Annotated in this window: 9 protein-coding genes and 4 pseudogenes; 8 read left to right on the forward strand and 5 right to left on the reverse strand. The window is 66.2% G+C overall.

Features of this window, described 5'->3' with window-relative positions; genetic code table 11:
* Positions 1–75: 75 nt before the first annotated feature.
* Positions 76–243 (reverse strand): annotated as a pseudogene (locus M5I08_RS12925) (SAM-dependent methyltransferase); the annotation flags it as partial.
* 35 nt (positions 244–278) lie between these two features.
* Between M5I08_RS12925 and M5I08_RS12930 the strand changes: the two are divergent.
* Positions 279–1,682 (forward strand): DNA polymerase IV, encoded by a 1,404-nt coding sequence (locus M5I08_RS12930; protein WP_440271457.1) that lies wholly within the window; start codon positions 279–281, stop codon positions 1,680–1,682.
* Here M5I08_RS12930 and M5I08_RS12935 read toward each other — a convergent pair.
* Positions 1,647–2,567 (reverse strand): asparaginase, encoded by a 921-nt coding sequence (locus M5I08_RS12935; RefSeq protein WP_219068879.1) that lies wholly within the window; start codon positions 2,565–2,567, stop codon positions 1,647–1,649. The genes M5I08_RS12930 and M5I08_RS12935 overlap by 36 nt on opposite strands.
* 103 nt (positions 2,568–2,670) lie before the next feature.
* Between M5I08_RS12935 and lspA the strand changes: the two genes are divergently transcribed.
* Positions 2,671–3,315: a signal peptidase II gene (lspA, locus tag M5I08_RS12940; RefSeq protein WP_219068881.1), complete on the forward strand. Its 645-nt coding sequence runs from the start codon at positions 2,671–2,673 to the stop codon at positions 3,313–3,315.
* Between the two features lies 1 nt (position 3,316).
* Complete coding sequence (locus M5I08_RS12945) at positions 3,317–4,243, forward strand: RluA family pseudouridine synthase (RefSeq protein WP_219068883.1); 927 nt, start codon at positions 3,317–3,319, stop codon at positions 4,241–4,243.
* Positions 4,244–4,259: 16 nt separating this feature from the next.
* Here M5I08_RS12945 and M5I08_RS12950 read toward each other — a convergent pair.
* Positions 4,260–5,012 (reverse strand): annotated as a pseudogene (locus M5I08_RS12950) (class I SAM-dependent methyltransferase); the annotation flags it as partial.
* Positions 5,013–5,053: 41 nt separating this feature from the next.
* On the opposite strand from M5I08_RS12950, the gene M5I08_RS12955 reads away from it, so the two are divergent.
* Positions 5,054–5,251: a hypothetical protein gene (locus M5I08_RS12955; RefSeq protein WP_219068904.1), complete on the forward strand. Its 198-nt coding sequence runs from the start codon at positions 5,054–5,056 to the stop codon at positions 5,249–5,251.
* A 48-nt stretch (positions 5,252–5,299) separates the two neighbouring features.
* Here M5I08_RS12955 and M5I08_RS12960 read toward each other — a convergent pair whose 3' ends face one another.
* Both M5I08_RS12960 and M5I08_RS12965 read right to left on the reverse strand, forming a co-directional pair.
* Entirely contained in the window at positions 5,300–6,049 is a 750-nt protein-coding gene (locus tag M5I08_RS12960; protein ID WP_219068887.1) for a DUF732 domain-containing protein, read from the reverse strand.
* A 477-nt stretch (positions 6,050–6,526) separates the two neighbouring features.
* Positions 6,527–6,934 carry a group I truncated hemoglobin gene (locus M5I08_RS12965; RefSeq protein WP_219068889.1) on the reverse strand — a complete coding sequence of 136 codons (408 nt, stop codon included), beginning with the start codon at positions 6,932–6,934 and terminating at the stop codon, positions 6,527–6,529.
* Between the two features lie 85 nt (positions 6,935–7,019).
* Here M5I08_RS12965 and M5I08_RS12970 point away from each other — a divergent pair.
* From M5I08_RS12970 to dnaE, 4 genes and pseudogenes are all read left to right on the forward strand, one after another.
* A pseudogene (locus M5I08_RS12970) lies at positions 7,020–7,761 on the forward strand (SDR family NAD(P)-dependent oxidoreductase); the annotation flags it as partial.
* Positions 7,757–8,125 (forward strand): annotated as a pseudogene (locus M5I08_RS12975) (SDR family oxidoreductase); the annotation flags it as partial. The pseudogenes M5I08_RS12970 and M5I08_RS12975, both read left to right, overlap by 5 nt.
* A 62-nt stretch (positions 8,126–8,187) precedes the next feature.
* Positions 8,188–11,136 (forward strand): MMPL/RND family transporter, encoded by a 2,949-nt coding sequence (locus M5I08_RS12980; RefSeq protein ID WP_249762760.1) that lies wholly within the window; start codon positions 8,188–8,190, stop codon positions 11,134–11,136.
* 74 nt (positions 11,137–11,210) lie between these two features.
* The gene (gene dnaE / locus M5I08_RS12985; protein WP_219068890.1) at positions 11,211–14,783 is read left to right on the forward strand and encodes a DNA polymerase III subunit alpha; all 3,573 of its coding nucleotides are present in this window, start codon (positions 11,211–11,213) and stop codon (positions 14,781–14,783) included.
* The last annotated feature ends 104 nt before the right edge of the window (positions 14,784–14,887 follow it).

Genomic DNA, 14,887 nt, shown 5'->3' on the forward strand with positions numbered 1-14,887 from the left:
GACCGGCCGGTCGCCGTACTTGCTTTTCAGCCGATCCGCCATCGGCCGGTCGATTTCGACGGCGGTGTAGTGCGGCGCTTGGTCGATCAGCACTCGGATGTTGGCGCCGTAACCCGGCCCGATCTCGAGCACGTTGTCGCCCAGCTCGACGTCGCCGAGGACCCACGGCAACAGCGCGTCTTCGACAACTTTGAAGTAGCGCTCGGAACCGCAGCACATGCGGTGGCACAAGTTCATCGCCATGGGATCGCCACACTAGCGCAATAGCATCGGTAATCGTGACCTCCCGCTGGGTGCTGCACCTGGACATGGATGCGTTCTTCGCGTCCGTCGAGCAGCTCACCCGGCCCACGCTGCGGGGCCGCCCGGTGCTGGTCGGCGGACTGGGCGGGCGCGGCGTGGTGGCCGGCGCGAGCTACGAGTCGCGGGTCTTCGGCGCCCGGTCGGCGATGCCGATGCATCAGGCGCGCCGATTGATCGGTGTGACGGCGGTGGTGTTGCCGCCACGCGGCGTGGTCTACGGAGTTGCCAGCCGCCGGGTCTTCGACACCGTGCGCGCGGCGATGCCCGTCGTCGAACAGCTCTCTTTCGATGAGGCGTTCGGGGAGCCGCCGGAGCTGGCTGGCGCCTCGGCGACCGAGGTCGAGCAGTTCTGCGAGGACCTGCGGCGACGGGTGCGTGAGGAGACTGGCCTGATCGCCTCGGTGGGCGCGGGCTCGGGCAAGCAGATCGCCAAGATCGCGTCGGGTCTGGCCAAGCCTGACGGGGTTCGGGTGATCCGGCATGTCGAGGAGAAGCCGTTGCTGGGTGGCCTTCCGGTGCGCAGCCTGTGGGGCATCGGGCCAGTGGCCGAGGAGAAGCTGCATCGCCTGGGCATCGACACGGTCGGGCAGCTGGCCGCGCTGCGTGACGCCGAGGTGGCCAACATCCTGGGAGCGACGGCCGGGCCTGCGCTGCATCGGCTGGCCCGCGGGATCGACGACCGCCCGGTGGCCGAGCGGGCCGAAGCCAAGCAGATCAGCGCGGAATCGACGTTCGCGGCGGATTTGACGACGCTCGACGAGTTGCGTGAGGCGGTCGGCCCGATCGCCGAGCACGCCCATCAACGGTTGTGCCGCGACGGCCGCGGCGCCCGCACCGTCACGGTCAAGCTGAAGAAGTCGGACATGAGCACGCTGACTCGCTCGGCCACGCTGCCGTATGCGACCACCGAGTCCGCCGCGCTGATCGCCATGGCGCAGCGGCTGCTGCTTGATCCTCAGCAGATCGGTCCCATTCGGCTTCTCGGCGTGGGATTCTCGGGTTTGAGCGACGTGTGCCAGGAATCGCTGTTCCCCGACTTGGACTTCGCTGAACTGCAGGCACACCATTCCGTCGATACGGCAGCCGCGGCCATGTTCGGGACGGGCTCGGAGGCCTCGCCATGGCGGGTGGGCGACGACGTCGCACACCAAGATCTGGGGCACGGCTGGGTGCAAGGCGCCGGCCACGGCGTGGTCACGGTGCGGTTCGAGACCCGCAGCTGCGGGCCGGGCCCGGCCCGAACGTTTCCTTCTGGTCAATCCGACACCGGCGAAATCATCCGGGCGAACCCGGTCGACAGCCTGGACTGGCCCGACTACGTCGCCGCGCTGACCGAGAACGCCTCAGCGCAGGCGGTCGACGACGTCGCGAAGCGGTAGCTGCGCCGCCAGCGCCGCCATCACCAGCACCCGCGCCTGACTCGGCGGCAGCCGCGACGCCATCACCGCACCCGCGTCGACCAGGTCGCGGCCGGGCCCGTATCCCGGGCTGACCCGGCCGCCGAGCACGCGGGTGGAGATCGCGACCGCGACTCCGTCTCGACAATGCCGCCGCACTCCATCGATTACCGCGTCGCCGGCGTTGCCCGAACCGAGCGCTTCCAGCACGATGCCGCGCGCGCCGGCAGCCACGCAGGCATCCATCGCCACCGCGTCACCGCCGGGGTAGGCCGCGACGATGTCGACCCGCGGAGCGCTCGCCGCGGTCAGCTCGCCGACGTAGGGGCGAGTCTTGCGCCGCGCCAGCATCACCGCGCCGTCGACGCTGCCGAGTAGCTCACCGGCGAAACCGCCCTCGTTCGCCACCTTGTGCAGGCCCGACGGCTGCAACACCCGGCCGCCGAAACACACCAGCACACCCAGGTCGCGGGCGGCGGGAGCCGACGCCAGCGACAGCGCGCCACGCAGATTTCTCGGGCCGTCGGCGTCGGGCGCGTCGGCGCTGCGCAACGCACCGGTGATCACCAGCGGACTCGCGCCCGCGTAAGTCAGGTCGAGCCACAGCGCCGTCTCCTCGAGGGTGTCGGTGCCATGCGTGATGACCACGCCGTCGGCGCCGCGAGCCACTGCCGCCCGCGCCGCCGCGCCGATCACGTCCCAGTCGGCCGGGGTCAGCTGCGAGCTGTCTTTGGACAGCACGTCGACGACATCGACGTCCAGGCCGGCGGTCAGCTCGGCGCCGCCGCGCGTGGGCCGCCGGACCCCGTCGGCGGCCGTGCTGCTCGCGATCGTCCCACCGGTGGCGATGACGCTGAGGCGGCCCATGGCACAAATCATCCCGCATCGCCGAGTGCAGCAGGGTGCGGCGCGTCGCCGCCAAACGACCAGCGGCGGGTCGCCGCCTAACTCTCTGGTGGATGATGTAGGAGTGTCTGACCAACCCACGGAATCGGCTGAGCCGGTGACGGAGGCCCCGACGGCCGGGGAGGCGCAAGCGCCCGCGCCGCGCCGGCGGGTGCGCCTGCTGCTGTCGGTCGCCGCGGTGGTGCTGGTACTGGACGTCGTCACCAAGGTGCTCGCGGTCAAACTGCTCGTCCCCGGCCAGCCGGTGCCGATTATCGGTGACACCGTCACCTGGACGCTGGTCCGCAATTCCGGCGCTGCGTTTTCGATGGCGACCGGATACACCTGGATGCTGACCCTGATCGCGACCGGTGTCGTGGTCGGGATTATCTGGATGGGACGGCGGCTGGTGTCGCCGTGGTGGGCCATCGGCCTCGGCATGATCCTCGGTGGTGCGATGGGCAACCTGGTCGACCGGTTTTTCCGGTCGCCGGGGCCGCTGCAGGGACATGTTGTCGACTTCTTGTCGATCGGCTGGTGGCCGGTGTTCAACGTCGCCGACCCGTCGGTGGTCTGCGGGGCGATCCTGCTGGTCACCCTGTCGGCGGTCGGCTTCGACTTCGACACGGTCGGCCGTCGGCGGCCTGACGCACCGGACGAGCCTGCCGCGGCTGACGGCGATGAGCCGCCGGACGGCACCGTCGACCGATCCAAGGCCGACCAGCGCTGATATGACCGACCGTTCGATGCCCGTGCCGGAGGGCCTGGCGGGTATGCGTGTCGACGCGGGGCTGTCCCGGCTGCTCGGCCTGTCGCGTACCGCCGCCGCAGCACTGGCCGAAGACGGCGGCGTCGAGTTGGACGGCGTGCGGGCCGGCAAGTCGGATCGCCTGTCCGCCGGGGCATGGCTGCAGGTGCGGTTGCCCGAGCCGCCGGCGCCGGTGGAGAACACGCCGGTCGGCGTCGAAGGCATGACGGTCCTGTACTCCGACGACGACATCGTGGCGGTCGACAAACCGGCCGGGGTGGCCGCCCATGCGTCGGTCGGCTGGACGGGGCCGACCGTGCTCGGTGGGCTGGCCGCGGCCGGTTACCGGATCACCACCTCCGGGGCGCATGAGCGGCAGGGCATCGTGCATCGTTTGGACGTCGGCACCTCCGGGGTCATGATGGTCGCGATCTCCGAGCGGGCGTACACGTTGCTCAAGCGCGCGTTCAAGCAGCGAACCGTCGACAAGCGTTACCACGCGCTGGTGCAAGGACATCCCGACCCGTCCAGCGGCACAATCGATGCGCCGATCGGTCGCCACCGGGGCCACGACTGGAAGTTCGCCGTCACCGCCAACGGCCGCGACAGCCTCACCCACTACGACACCGTCGAAGCCTTCGTCGCCGCAAGTCTGCTCGACGTTCATCTGGAAACCGGCCGCACACACCAGATTCGGGTGCATTTTTCGGCGTTGCATCACCCCTGCTGCGGCGATCTGACCTACGGTGCTAATCCCAAGCTTGCGAAAAAGCTTGGGCTGGAACGTCAATGGCTGCATGCCCGGTCTTTGGCGTTCACTCATCCCGCCGACGGACGGCAGATGGAGATCGTCAGTCCTTACCCCGCGGATCTGCAGCATGCTCTGGACGTGTTGCGGGCTGAGGGTTGAGATCGGTTTCGCGACAGGGTTTGCGGGCTTCGACCAGCAAGCGGGTGGCATGAGCGACGAATGGGCCGTGCGACTCGATGCGCTCATGCAGCGCGCGCAGCCGCTCGTGGTAGCGGTCAACCGTGAACTCTGGGACGGTCCAGATGACCTTGCGCAGGAAGTAGATCACCGCGCCGACGTCGAAGAACTCGGCCCGCAGCCGCTCCATCTGCAAATCGACCAGCTGCAGACCGACCGCGGTCGCCTGCCGCCGTTGGGTATCCGGATGAAACTGCGCCCATTTCTGCGGCTGCGGCCCGATGAAGAATTCGACCAGCTCGGCCATTGTTGCGGGCCCGATCTGCTGGGCGAAGTAGCTGCCGCCCGGGCGCAGCACCCGGGCAATCTCGCTCCACCGCACTGAAATTGGGTGCCGGCTGGTCGCCAGGTCGAACGCTTCGTCGGCGAACGGCAGTGCCACCTCGTCGCGGGTTGTGACCACCACAACGCCGCGCGGGTGCAGCAGTTTGGTGGCCAGCGCCGCGTTGGGCGGCCATGATTCGACGGCGGCCATCGTCGGCGGGAACTTTTCTGCCCCCGCCAACACTTCGCCGCCGCCGGTGTCGATGTCCAGCGCCGCCGACACCGTGGACAGCCGCTGGCTCATTTGCCGCTGGTAGCCCCAGGATGGGCGCTGTTCGGTGGCGCGGCCGTCCAGCCACGAGAAATCCCAGCCGTCCAGGGGCGCGGCCGCGGCCTCGGCAACCAAATCCTCGAATGTTCGGCGCATGCATGCATTGTCGATCGCGGCGGATCTCGGTCGTCAATCAGGTGACATCATCGATCCAGAAAAGACACCACCATGCACTACTGCCTGCTCATGCACTATCAGGAGGGCCCGAGATCGGCGCCCGGGGAGGATATGGCCCCGGCGCGCGCAACGGCGACATCCCCGCCGCCCAAGACGCCATCGCTGACGCGCTGGAGCGTGCGCTGACCCGATGGCCGGCCGAGGGCATTCCCGTCTAACAGGTTGGAATCCCCGGCTTCAGCCGTGGGGAGGACGTCAACGCTGTCTTACGGCGCGAGCATGACGTAGCCCGGAGGCATGGGTTGTGCCGGCGGTGGCTCTATCGGGCCCCCGCCGCCGTTACCGCCGGTTCCACCGCCACCACTACCGTCACCACCCGCGCCGCCCCCTGGTCCGGGAGCAGCGGCAGGCGGCGAAACCTGTTGCGGCGGCGGTGGCGGCTGTTGCGGGCGAGGCGGCGCCTGTTGCGGCCGAGGCGCTACCTGCTGTCGTACGGGCGGCGGGAGCGCCGGAACCGGCGGCGGGTCCGGCAGGACCATATCTCCGGAGGGGACCGTTCCGATCAGCGAGGCGAGCCGCACCACGACGCCAGCGGAGTGCGTCGGCTCAATCGATCCCGTCGTGCGGGCAACCATGATCGACGCGATCTTGCCTTGATTCGCAGGGCAGTACGCCTCGACTGCGGCACTGATAAATCGGTCGATCGTGGCCGCGACGCGGCCAGGGGGGTAGCTACGTGCGATCGGGTCTGCGTTGAACGCATTGTTCCTCATCGTGTCGACCAACTCGTCCACCGACATGCCGGCATCGAGTTTGCTGCACACATGATTGGCTGACGTGATGAGGCTTGCCGAGTTCTCTACGGCGGGAATGTCTTTGTAGCCGAGCAGGGCCAGAAACTGGTTGTCTTGGTCTGGACTGGCCGTGGCTGGATCGCCGCGCACAGCGACGACGCCGGTTAGGGCCACGACGGCGGTAACCAGGGCGCCGGCATGGCAACTGATGCGGGTGAACATTGCGGGATCTCCATTCTCTGCTAGAGCCACCACCTGACGGACGTGGGGTGCGACGGATATCACACGGGTGGCTGTGACCGGGTTCCCGTATGCCCGCTGTTGAAACGCTGGCTGTTAGCGCGCAGCCGGCTGCCGCGAAAGCGCAGAAAACGCAGAGGTTTTGCAGACGTGCCGTCGCAGTGTTGGCCGCGCCGACGCGCGATTAGGGTGACTCGGCTACGCGTCGGTTGCCGACGTGTTGGCGGGCCGGGTCGTGAACGAGATCCGCCGTGTCTTCCCATGACGTGGGGCGCGTCGCGATGAGTTCGGCGACCCGGTACACGCTCATGCCAGCCTGCTCAGCTCGACGAACACAAAATTTGAGGACAACTCACGGGCGCCGTGCTGTAACGGTGAGGTTCGCCGAGCGTGCCGTCGGCGCGAGACCCTGGCCGACACAATTCGCAGCCCCGAGGCACGCTCGGCGAAGCGTGATGATCACACGTCGGCCGCGGCGTGATCCGATGCGATGTCGGCGGCCAACGGCCAAATGGCACCGAGGATTTCGGCGATCGTCGCCTCGGGCACGCCGGCCGCCGACAGCGAGTCGGTCAAGTGCCCGGCGACCAGGTTGAAGTGGTGCATCGTGATCCCGCGGTCCTGGTGGACTTGCTTCATCGGCGCGCCGGCGTAGGGCTCTGGCCCGCCGAGTGCGGCCGCGAAGAACTCGACCTGCCTGTCTTTCAGCCGATGCATGTTCGTTCCGGCGAAAAACCCGGCCAAGTGGTCGTCGTCCAACACCCGGCAATAGAAGTCTTCGACGACAACTTCGAGGGCCTCATGGCCGCCGATCCGGTCGTAGACGGTGTCGGTCTTGCGGTTGCGCAGCAGGGAAGGCATTCGCATGCCGATAGCTGACCATCTGGCGGTTGCCCGACAGTTAGGGCGTCATAACCATGGGATTACCCGATGTAACAAGCCGATTGCCGCGATGTCCGACCTGCTGAACACCCCGAACTCAGCGGGGCCGATATCGACCGTTCTACCTTCGCAATCCGCTCGACGCCGTTGCGGGCCGCACGCTATCACCGGAAGGTCGTCGGGTATCGGTGAGGCGGCCGCGAAGAAAATCGCCGGAGCAGGCGGCGAGGTGGTGCTGGTTGCGCGCACACAGGAAAATCTGGAAAAAAATCGCCGACGAGATTCGGCGCGACGGGGGGACCGCCCACGTGTACCCGTGCGATCTGGCCGACGTGGATGCGATCGCCGCGATGGCCGACAAGGTGCTCGACGAACTCGGCGGGATCGACATCCTGATCAACAATGCCGGACGGTCGATCCGCCGCTCGTTGGAGCTGTCCTACGACCGGATCCACGACTACCAGCGGACGACGCAGCCGAATTACCTTGGTGCGGTTCAGCTCATTTTGAAGTTCATCCCGGGAATGCGGGAGCGCGGTGTCGGCCACATCATCAACGTCTCCTCGGTCGGCGTGCAGACCCGCGCACCACGCTTCGGGGCGTACATCGCCAGCAAGTCCGCCTTGGACAGCCTCTGCGACGCGCTGCAGGCCGACGTCGTCAACGACAACGTGAAATTCACCACCGTGCATATGGCGCCGGTGCGCACGCCGACGATCAGCCCGACCAAGTTGTATGACAAGTTCCCGGCGCTGACGCCCGACCAGGCGGCCGGCGTGATCGCCGATGCGATCGTGCACCGACCCCATCGCTTCCATCGCGGCGTTCCAGCCGTTGCCGGGCATGGCGGTCGACTCGGCCACCAGGGCCTTCGTCCAGACCTTCTCCGAAGCCGTCCATGAGGGGCTGCACGGAACGGGCGCTTCCTGCACGGTCTTGTGTCCGGGCCCGGTGCCCACCGAGTGGGCGCAGATCGCCGGCGCCGAACATGTGAACGTCGGCTTCGCGCAAGTCTCGCCGCACGGCGTCGCCGAAGCCGCCATCGCGGGGGTGCTCGACGGTAAGCGCAGCGTGGTGCCCGGGGTGGTGCCGAAGGTGGCCAGCCTCGGCGGTCGGTTCGCACCGCGCAGTGTGCTGCTTCCTGCACTGCGGATCGGCCGCAAACTGCGCGGCTAGGCGCGGGCGGCCCGCTGCGTGCGAAGACCCTCGATCGGACAAATTGCCGGTAGCCTAGCCGAATGTCGCGGGGGGCGCGGGCAGCCGCTATGCCCGAAGCCGACGGCCTCTTAGGTCGGGTCGGCCGTTTTGTGCTGCGCTGGCCGTGGGTCGTGATCGGGTTCTGGGTGACGCTCGCCGCCGTCCTGTCCGTGACGTTGCCACCGCTGCCGGAAATGGCCAGCAAGCGGCCGGTCGCTATCCTGCCGTCCGACGCGCCGGTGATGATCACCACCCGACAGATAAGCGAGGCGTTTCACCAATCGGGGTCAGAGAATGAGAACGTCCTGTTGGTGGTGCTGACCGACGAATCGGGATTGTCCCCCACCGACGAGGCCGCCTATCGCGCACTGGCCGACAAGCTGCGGCCGGATACTCGCGACATCGTTATGCTGCAGGATTTCGTCAGCGCACCGGCCCTGCGTGAGGCCATGACCAGCAAGGATCACAAAGCCTGGTACCTGCCGATGGTGCTCGCCGGCGAAGTGGGTTCACCCGAGCTGCATGCGGCGTATGGCCGGGTCGCCGACATCGTCAAACAAGCTGTCGCGGGATCCGCGCTGACGGCAAACCTGACCGGCCCGGCGGCCACCGGCGACGACATTACATTCATCGGTATTCGCGATATGCATGTGATCGAGACCGCCGTCGTGCTCATGGTTCTGATCATTCTGTTCGTTATTTATCGAAATCCGGTCACCATGTTGTTGCCGTTGATAACGATCGGCATATCGGTAGTGACCGCGCAGGCCATTGTGGCCGGAGTCGCCGAACTTGGTTTGGGCGTTTCCAGCCAAACGATTACGTTCATGACGACGATGATGGCGGGCGCCGGGATTGATTACGCCGTGTTTCTCATCAGCCGTTACCACGACTATTTGCGGCTCGGCGAGGATTCGGATCTAGCAGTCCTGAAAGCGTTGACGTCTATCGGCAAAGTGATCGCCGGATCCGCGGCTACTGTGTCGATCACCTATCTTGGGATGAGCTTCACCCATTTGGGCGCCTTTAAAACAGTCGGTCCGGCGCTGGCCATTTCCATTGGGGTGGCGCTGCTGGCCGCCCTGACTTTCCTCCCGGCGCTGCTCGTCCTGGCCGGACCTCGCGGTTGGATCATGCCGCGTCGTGACCTCACCGCCCGCTTTTGGCGGCGCTCGGGAGTACGCATTGTGCGCCGACCCGCGACCCATCTGCTCGCCAGTCTTACCGTGCTGATCATTTTGGCCGGCTGCGCGACTTTGGCCCGCTACAACTATGACGACAGCAAAACGCTTCCGAAGTCCGTCGAGAGCGCTGTCGGCTACGCCACGCTGGCGCGCCATTTTCCGTTGAACGCCACCATCCCTGAGTATCTCGTCGTTCAGTCACCACGCGACTTGCGGGAACCGGCAGCCCTTGCTGACTTGAAGCAGATGGCACAGCGGGTGAAGCAACTGCCCGATATCGCGGCGATCCGAGGTGCCCCGCCGCCCACCGGAAAATCGACCGGCCAAGCTCCTGCGGTTGGCAGCGCGGCAAACGGCCCGTCCAACGGTTCGGCGTTTGCGGTCGGCAACGACGCCGAATCTGTCGGTGGGGGAGCCGACGCGTTCCCAAACGTGGCCGCCATGCTGTATCCCCTCGCCAATTTGGACAGCGGATCGCCCGACGGTGGCGAACAAGGAAAACCGGCCGGTGAAGTCGACGACGCGGCCATGTTCGTCAGCACCGTGCGTGCACTCGGCTTCGCGATGTCGCTCGACGTCGCCGAGATCGCCAACACCCTCAACGCCGCGCCGGTGACCGTGCTGGACGTCGGTGCTACCACCGCGAGCGACGGTGGAGCGCTTCAGAAAATCGCTGGTTTCGCTGACCAGCTGCAGTCCCTGCCGGAGGCGAACACCATCGAGTCGGCGTCGCAGCGGGTGCGCCAAATACTCGACAGCGCCGCCAGCGACCTGCGGGCAATGGGTATCGGCGATCCCGGCGACGTGAAGGACCGCCAGCCCAGTCCTGCGCACGATGCGCATACCTTCGCCGAGGCGATTCGGCAACTGATCGACGGGGTGAAGGCGCTGATCCACCAAACCACGCATATAGCGGGAGGATTGACCTATGCGTTGACGTCGTTCATCTCGCCGGACGGGCACACGGCGCGGTACCTGGTGCAAACCAAACTCAACCCATTTGGCGCCGCTGGCATGGATCAGATCCATGCGATCGTCGATGCCGCTCGGGGAGCTCACCCGGATGCCACGCTGAAGAAGGCCTCGATCTCAGTATCGGGAGTCACCGCGATGCTGCGAGACACGCGCGCCTATTACAACCAAGACATCCGACTCATCATCGCCATGACGGTCCTGATTGTGTTCGTGATTTTGGCTGCGCTCCTGCGTGCCATTGTCGCGCCGGTCTACCTGATCGCTTCGGTGGTGATCTCATACTTGTCGGCACTTGGTGTCGGCGTCATCGTCTTTCAATTCATCCTCCACCAGGAATTGATGTGGAGCGTCCCCGGACTGACGTTCATCGTGTTGGTCGCGATGGGTGCGGATTACAATTTGCTCCTCATGTCGAGGCTTCGGGATGAGTCCCCGCACGGCATCCGCTCCGGGGTCATCCGCACGGTGGGCTCGACGGGTGGTGTGATCACCGCGGCCGGCGTCATTTTCGCCGCCTCGATGTTCGCGCTGTTGTTCGCCGGCATCAGCATCTTGGTCCAGGCAGGTTTCATTATCGGGACCGGACTTCTGCTGGACACCTTCCTGGTGCGCACTATCACCGTGCCGGCCATCGCCGTGCTGGTCGGGCAGGCGAACTGGTGGCCGTCACGGTTACCGCCGCGCTCACCGCATCGACGAACAGAGCCGATACCTACGCCCGACGTCGGATCAACGTCCGACCCCGGGCAGCTTCTGGGCGCCCGCCGGAATGGGACGCAGAGCGACGTCGCGCACGGCGCCCAGTCAGGCATCGTTGCGCTTCCCCGGTGAGCCGGGGGGAGGGCAAGACACACTTTGCGACACGCCCGAGTCGTGTCGGTGCGCGGCCATAGACTGGCCTCTCTATGACCGATCCGTCTGCTCTTCGCACCGGTGCTCGTCGCGCGTCGTTCGTGCACCTGCATAACCACACCGAGTACTCGATGCTGGACGGTGCGGCGAAGATCGCGCCGATGCTGGCCGAGGCGCAGCGGCTGGAGATGTCGGCGATCGGAATGACCGACCACGGCAACATGTTCGGCGCCAGCGAGTTCTTTCATGCGGCTACGGCGGCCGGCATCAAGCCGATCATCGGCGTCGAGGCGTACGTCGCTCCCGGTACCCGTTTTGACACCCGGCGCATCCTGTGGGGCGACCCGGGGCAGAAGAGCGACGACGTGTCCGGCAGTGGCTCCTACACCCACTTGACGATGGTCGCCGAGAACGTCACCGGTCTGCGAAACCTGTTCAAGCTGTCGTCGCTGGCGTCTTTCGAGGGCCAGCTGGGCAAGTGGCCGCGGATGGACGCCGAGCTGATCGCCGAGCACTCGGCCGGCATCATCGCCACCACCGGCTGCCCCTCCGGCGAGGTGCAGACCCGGCTGCGGCTCGGGCAGCACCGCGAGGCGCTCGAGTCCGCCGCCAAGTGGCGGGAGATCTTCGGCGCGGAGAACTACTTTCTGGAGTTGATGGACCACGGGCTGGACATCGAACGCCGGGTCCGCGACGGGTTGCTCGAGATCGGCCGCACGCTGAACATCCCGCCGCTGGCCACCAACGACTGCCACTACGTCACCCGCGACGCCGCGCACAACCATGAGGCGCTGCTGTGTGTGCAGACCGGCAAGACGTTGTCGGATCCGAACCGGTTCAAGTTCGACGGCGACGGCTATTACTTGAAGTCCGCGGCCGAGATGCGAGCGATCTGGGACGGCCAGGTCGCCGGGGCCTGTGACGCCGCCCTGCTGATCGCCGAGCGGGTGAGCTCCTATGCCGATGTGTGGGCACCACGTGACCGGATGCCGGTGTTCCCGGTGCCCGACGGGCACGACCAAGCGTCCTGGCTGCGCCACGAGGTCGACGCCGGTCTGCGCCGGCGGTTCGGCGATGCTCTGCCCGACGGCTACGCGCAGCGGGCCGCCTACGAGATCGAAATCATCTGCGACAAGGGTTTTCCGTCGTACTTCCTGATCGTCGCCGACCTGATCAACTACGCGCGCTCGGTCGACATCCGCGTCGGGCCGGGCCGCGGTTCGGCGGCCGGGTCGCTGGTGGCCTATGCGCTGGGCATCACCGACATCGACCCGATCCCGCACGGCCTGCTGTTCGAGCGATTCCTCAATCCCGAGCGCACCTCGATGCCCGACATCGACATCGACTTCGACGACCGCCGTCGCGGCGAAATGGTGCGCTACGCCGCCGACAAGTGGGGACATGACCGCGTTGCCCAGGTCATCACCTTCGGCACTATCAAAACCAAAGCGGCGCTGAAGGACTCGGCCCGAATCCACTACGGGCAGCCCGGTTTTGCGATCGCCGACCGGATCACCAAGGCGCTACCGCCGGCGATCATGGCCAAAGACATCCCGTTGTCGGGCATTACCGACCCCAGCCACGAGCGCTACAGGGAAGCCGCCGAGGTTCGCGGCCTAATCGACACCGACCCAGATGTGCGGACCATCTACCACACCGCGCGCGGCCTGGAGGGATTGATCCGTAACGCGGGCGTACACGCCTGCGCGGTGATCATGAGCAGCGAGCCTCTGACCGAGGCGATCCCGCTGTGGAAGCGGCCGCAGGACGGGGCCGTCATCACCGGCTGGGATTACCCGTCGTGCGAGGCCATCGGCCTGCTGAAGATGGATTTCCTCGGTCTGCGCAACCTGACGATCATCGGCGACGCGATCGAGAACATCAAGGCCAATCGGGGGATCGACCTCGACCTGGAATCCGTGCCGCTCGACGACCCGGCCACCTTCGCGCTGCTGAGCCGCGGCGACACGTTGGGCGTGTTCCAGCTCGACGGCGGGCCGATGCGCGACCTGCTGCGCCGCATGCAGCCCACCGGATTCGAGGACGTCGTCGCAGTGATCGCGCTGTACCGGCCGGGCCCGATGGGCATGAACGCCCACAACGACTACGCCGACCGGAAGAACAACCGCCAGGCGATCAAGCCCATTCACCCTGAACTCGAGGAACCGCTGCGCGAGATCCTTGCCGAGACCTACGGCCTGATCGTGTATCAGGAGCAGATCATGCGCATCGCGCAGAAGGTGGCCGGCTACTCGTTGGCCCGAGCCGACATTCTGCGCAAGGCGATGGGCAAGAAGAAACGCGAAGTCCTGGAGAAGGAATTCGAAGGCTTCTCGGAAGGCATGCAGGCCAACGGTTTCTCGGCCAAGGCCATCAAAGCGTTGTGGGACACCATCTTGCCGTTCGCCGACTATGCGTTCAACAAGTCGCATGCCGCCGGATACGGCATGGTGTCGTACTGGACGGCCTATCTGAAGGCCAACTATCCGGCCGAATACATGGCGGGGTTGCTCACCTCGGTCGGTGACGACAAGGACAAAGCCGCTGTCTATCTGGCCGATTGCCGCAAACTCGGCATCACCGTGCTGCCGCCGGACGTCAACGAGTCGGGCTTGAACTTCGCCTCGGTCGCCACCGACATCCGCTACGGGCTGGGCGCGGTGCGCAACGTCGGCGCCAATGTGGTTGCCTCGCTGTTGAAAACCCGTAGCGCGAAGGGCAAGTTCACCGACTTCTCCGACTACCTCAACAAGGTCGACATCGCGGCGTGCAACAAGAAGGTCACCGAATCGCTGATCAAAGCCGGCGCATTCGATTCGCTGAAGCACCCCCGTAAAGGGCTGTTCCTGGTGCACACCGACGCGGTGGACTCGGTGCTGGGCACCAAGAAGGCCGAGGCGATGGGGCAGTTCGACCTGTTCGGCGGCGATCCGAATGATGGGGGAGCAGGCGCTGACGCGGTCTTCACCATCAGGGTTCCCGACGAGGAGTGGGACGACAAGCACAAACTCGCGCTGGAACGCGAAATGCTGGGCTTGTACGTGTCTGGGCATCCGCTCAACGGGGTGGCGCATCTGCTGGCGACCCAGGTCGACACCACAATCCCGGCGATACTCGACGGCGAAATCGCCAACGACACGCTGGTGAAGGTCGGCGGCATCTTGGCGTCGGTGAACCGCCGCGTCAACAAGAACGGAATGCCTTGGGCCTCAGCGCAGCTGGAAGACCTCACCGGCGGTATCGAAGTGATGTTCTTCCCGCATACCTACTCGGCCTTCGGCGCCGACGTCGTCGACGACGCGGTGGTGCTCGTCACCGCAAAGCTCGCAATCCGAGACGACCGGATTGCGCTGATCGCCAATGACCTCGTGGTGCCGGACTTTTCCAACGCACAAGCGAATCGGCCGTTGGCGGTCAGCCTGCCGACCCGACAGTGCACTAGCGAGAAGGTCAGCGCGCTCAAACAAGTGCTGACTCAACACCCCGGCACGTCACAGGTGCATCTGCGGCTGGTCAGCGGGGACCGGATCACCACGCTCGAGTTGGACGCGTCGCTGCGGGTGGCGCCGTCCCCGGCGCTGATGGGCGATCTCAAGGCGCTGCTCGGTCCCGGTTGCGTGGGCTAGCGGCGATCTTGGTCGCGAGCGTAACGCCAGGGCGAAAAAGCCTGCGACATTCCGCCGTGGCGTTACGGTCGCTGACCCGCGCTAAGCCTCAACCGAAGCGCTGC

Source organism: Candidatus Mycobacterium methanotrophicum, from assembly GCF_023515995.1.
Lineage (GTDB): Bacteria > Actinomycetota > Actinomycetes > Mycobacteriales > Mycobacteriaceae > Mycobacterium > Mycobacterium methanotrophicum.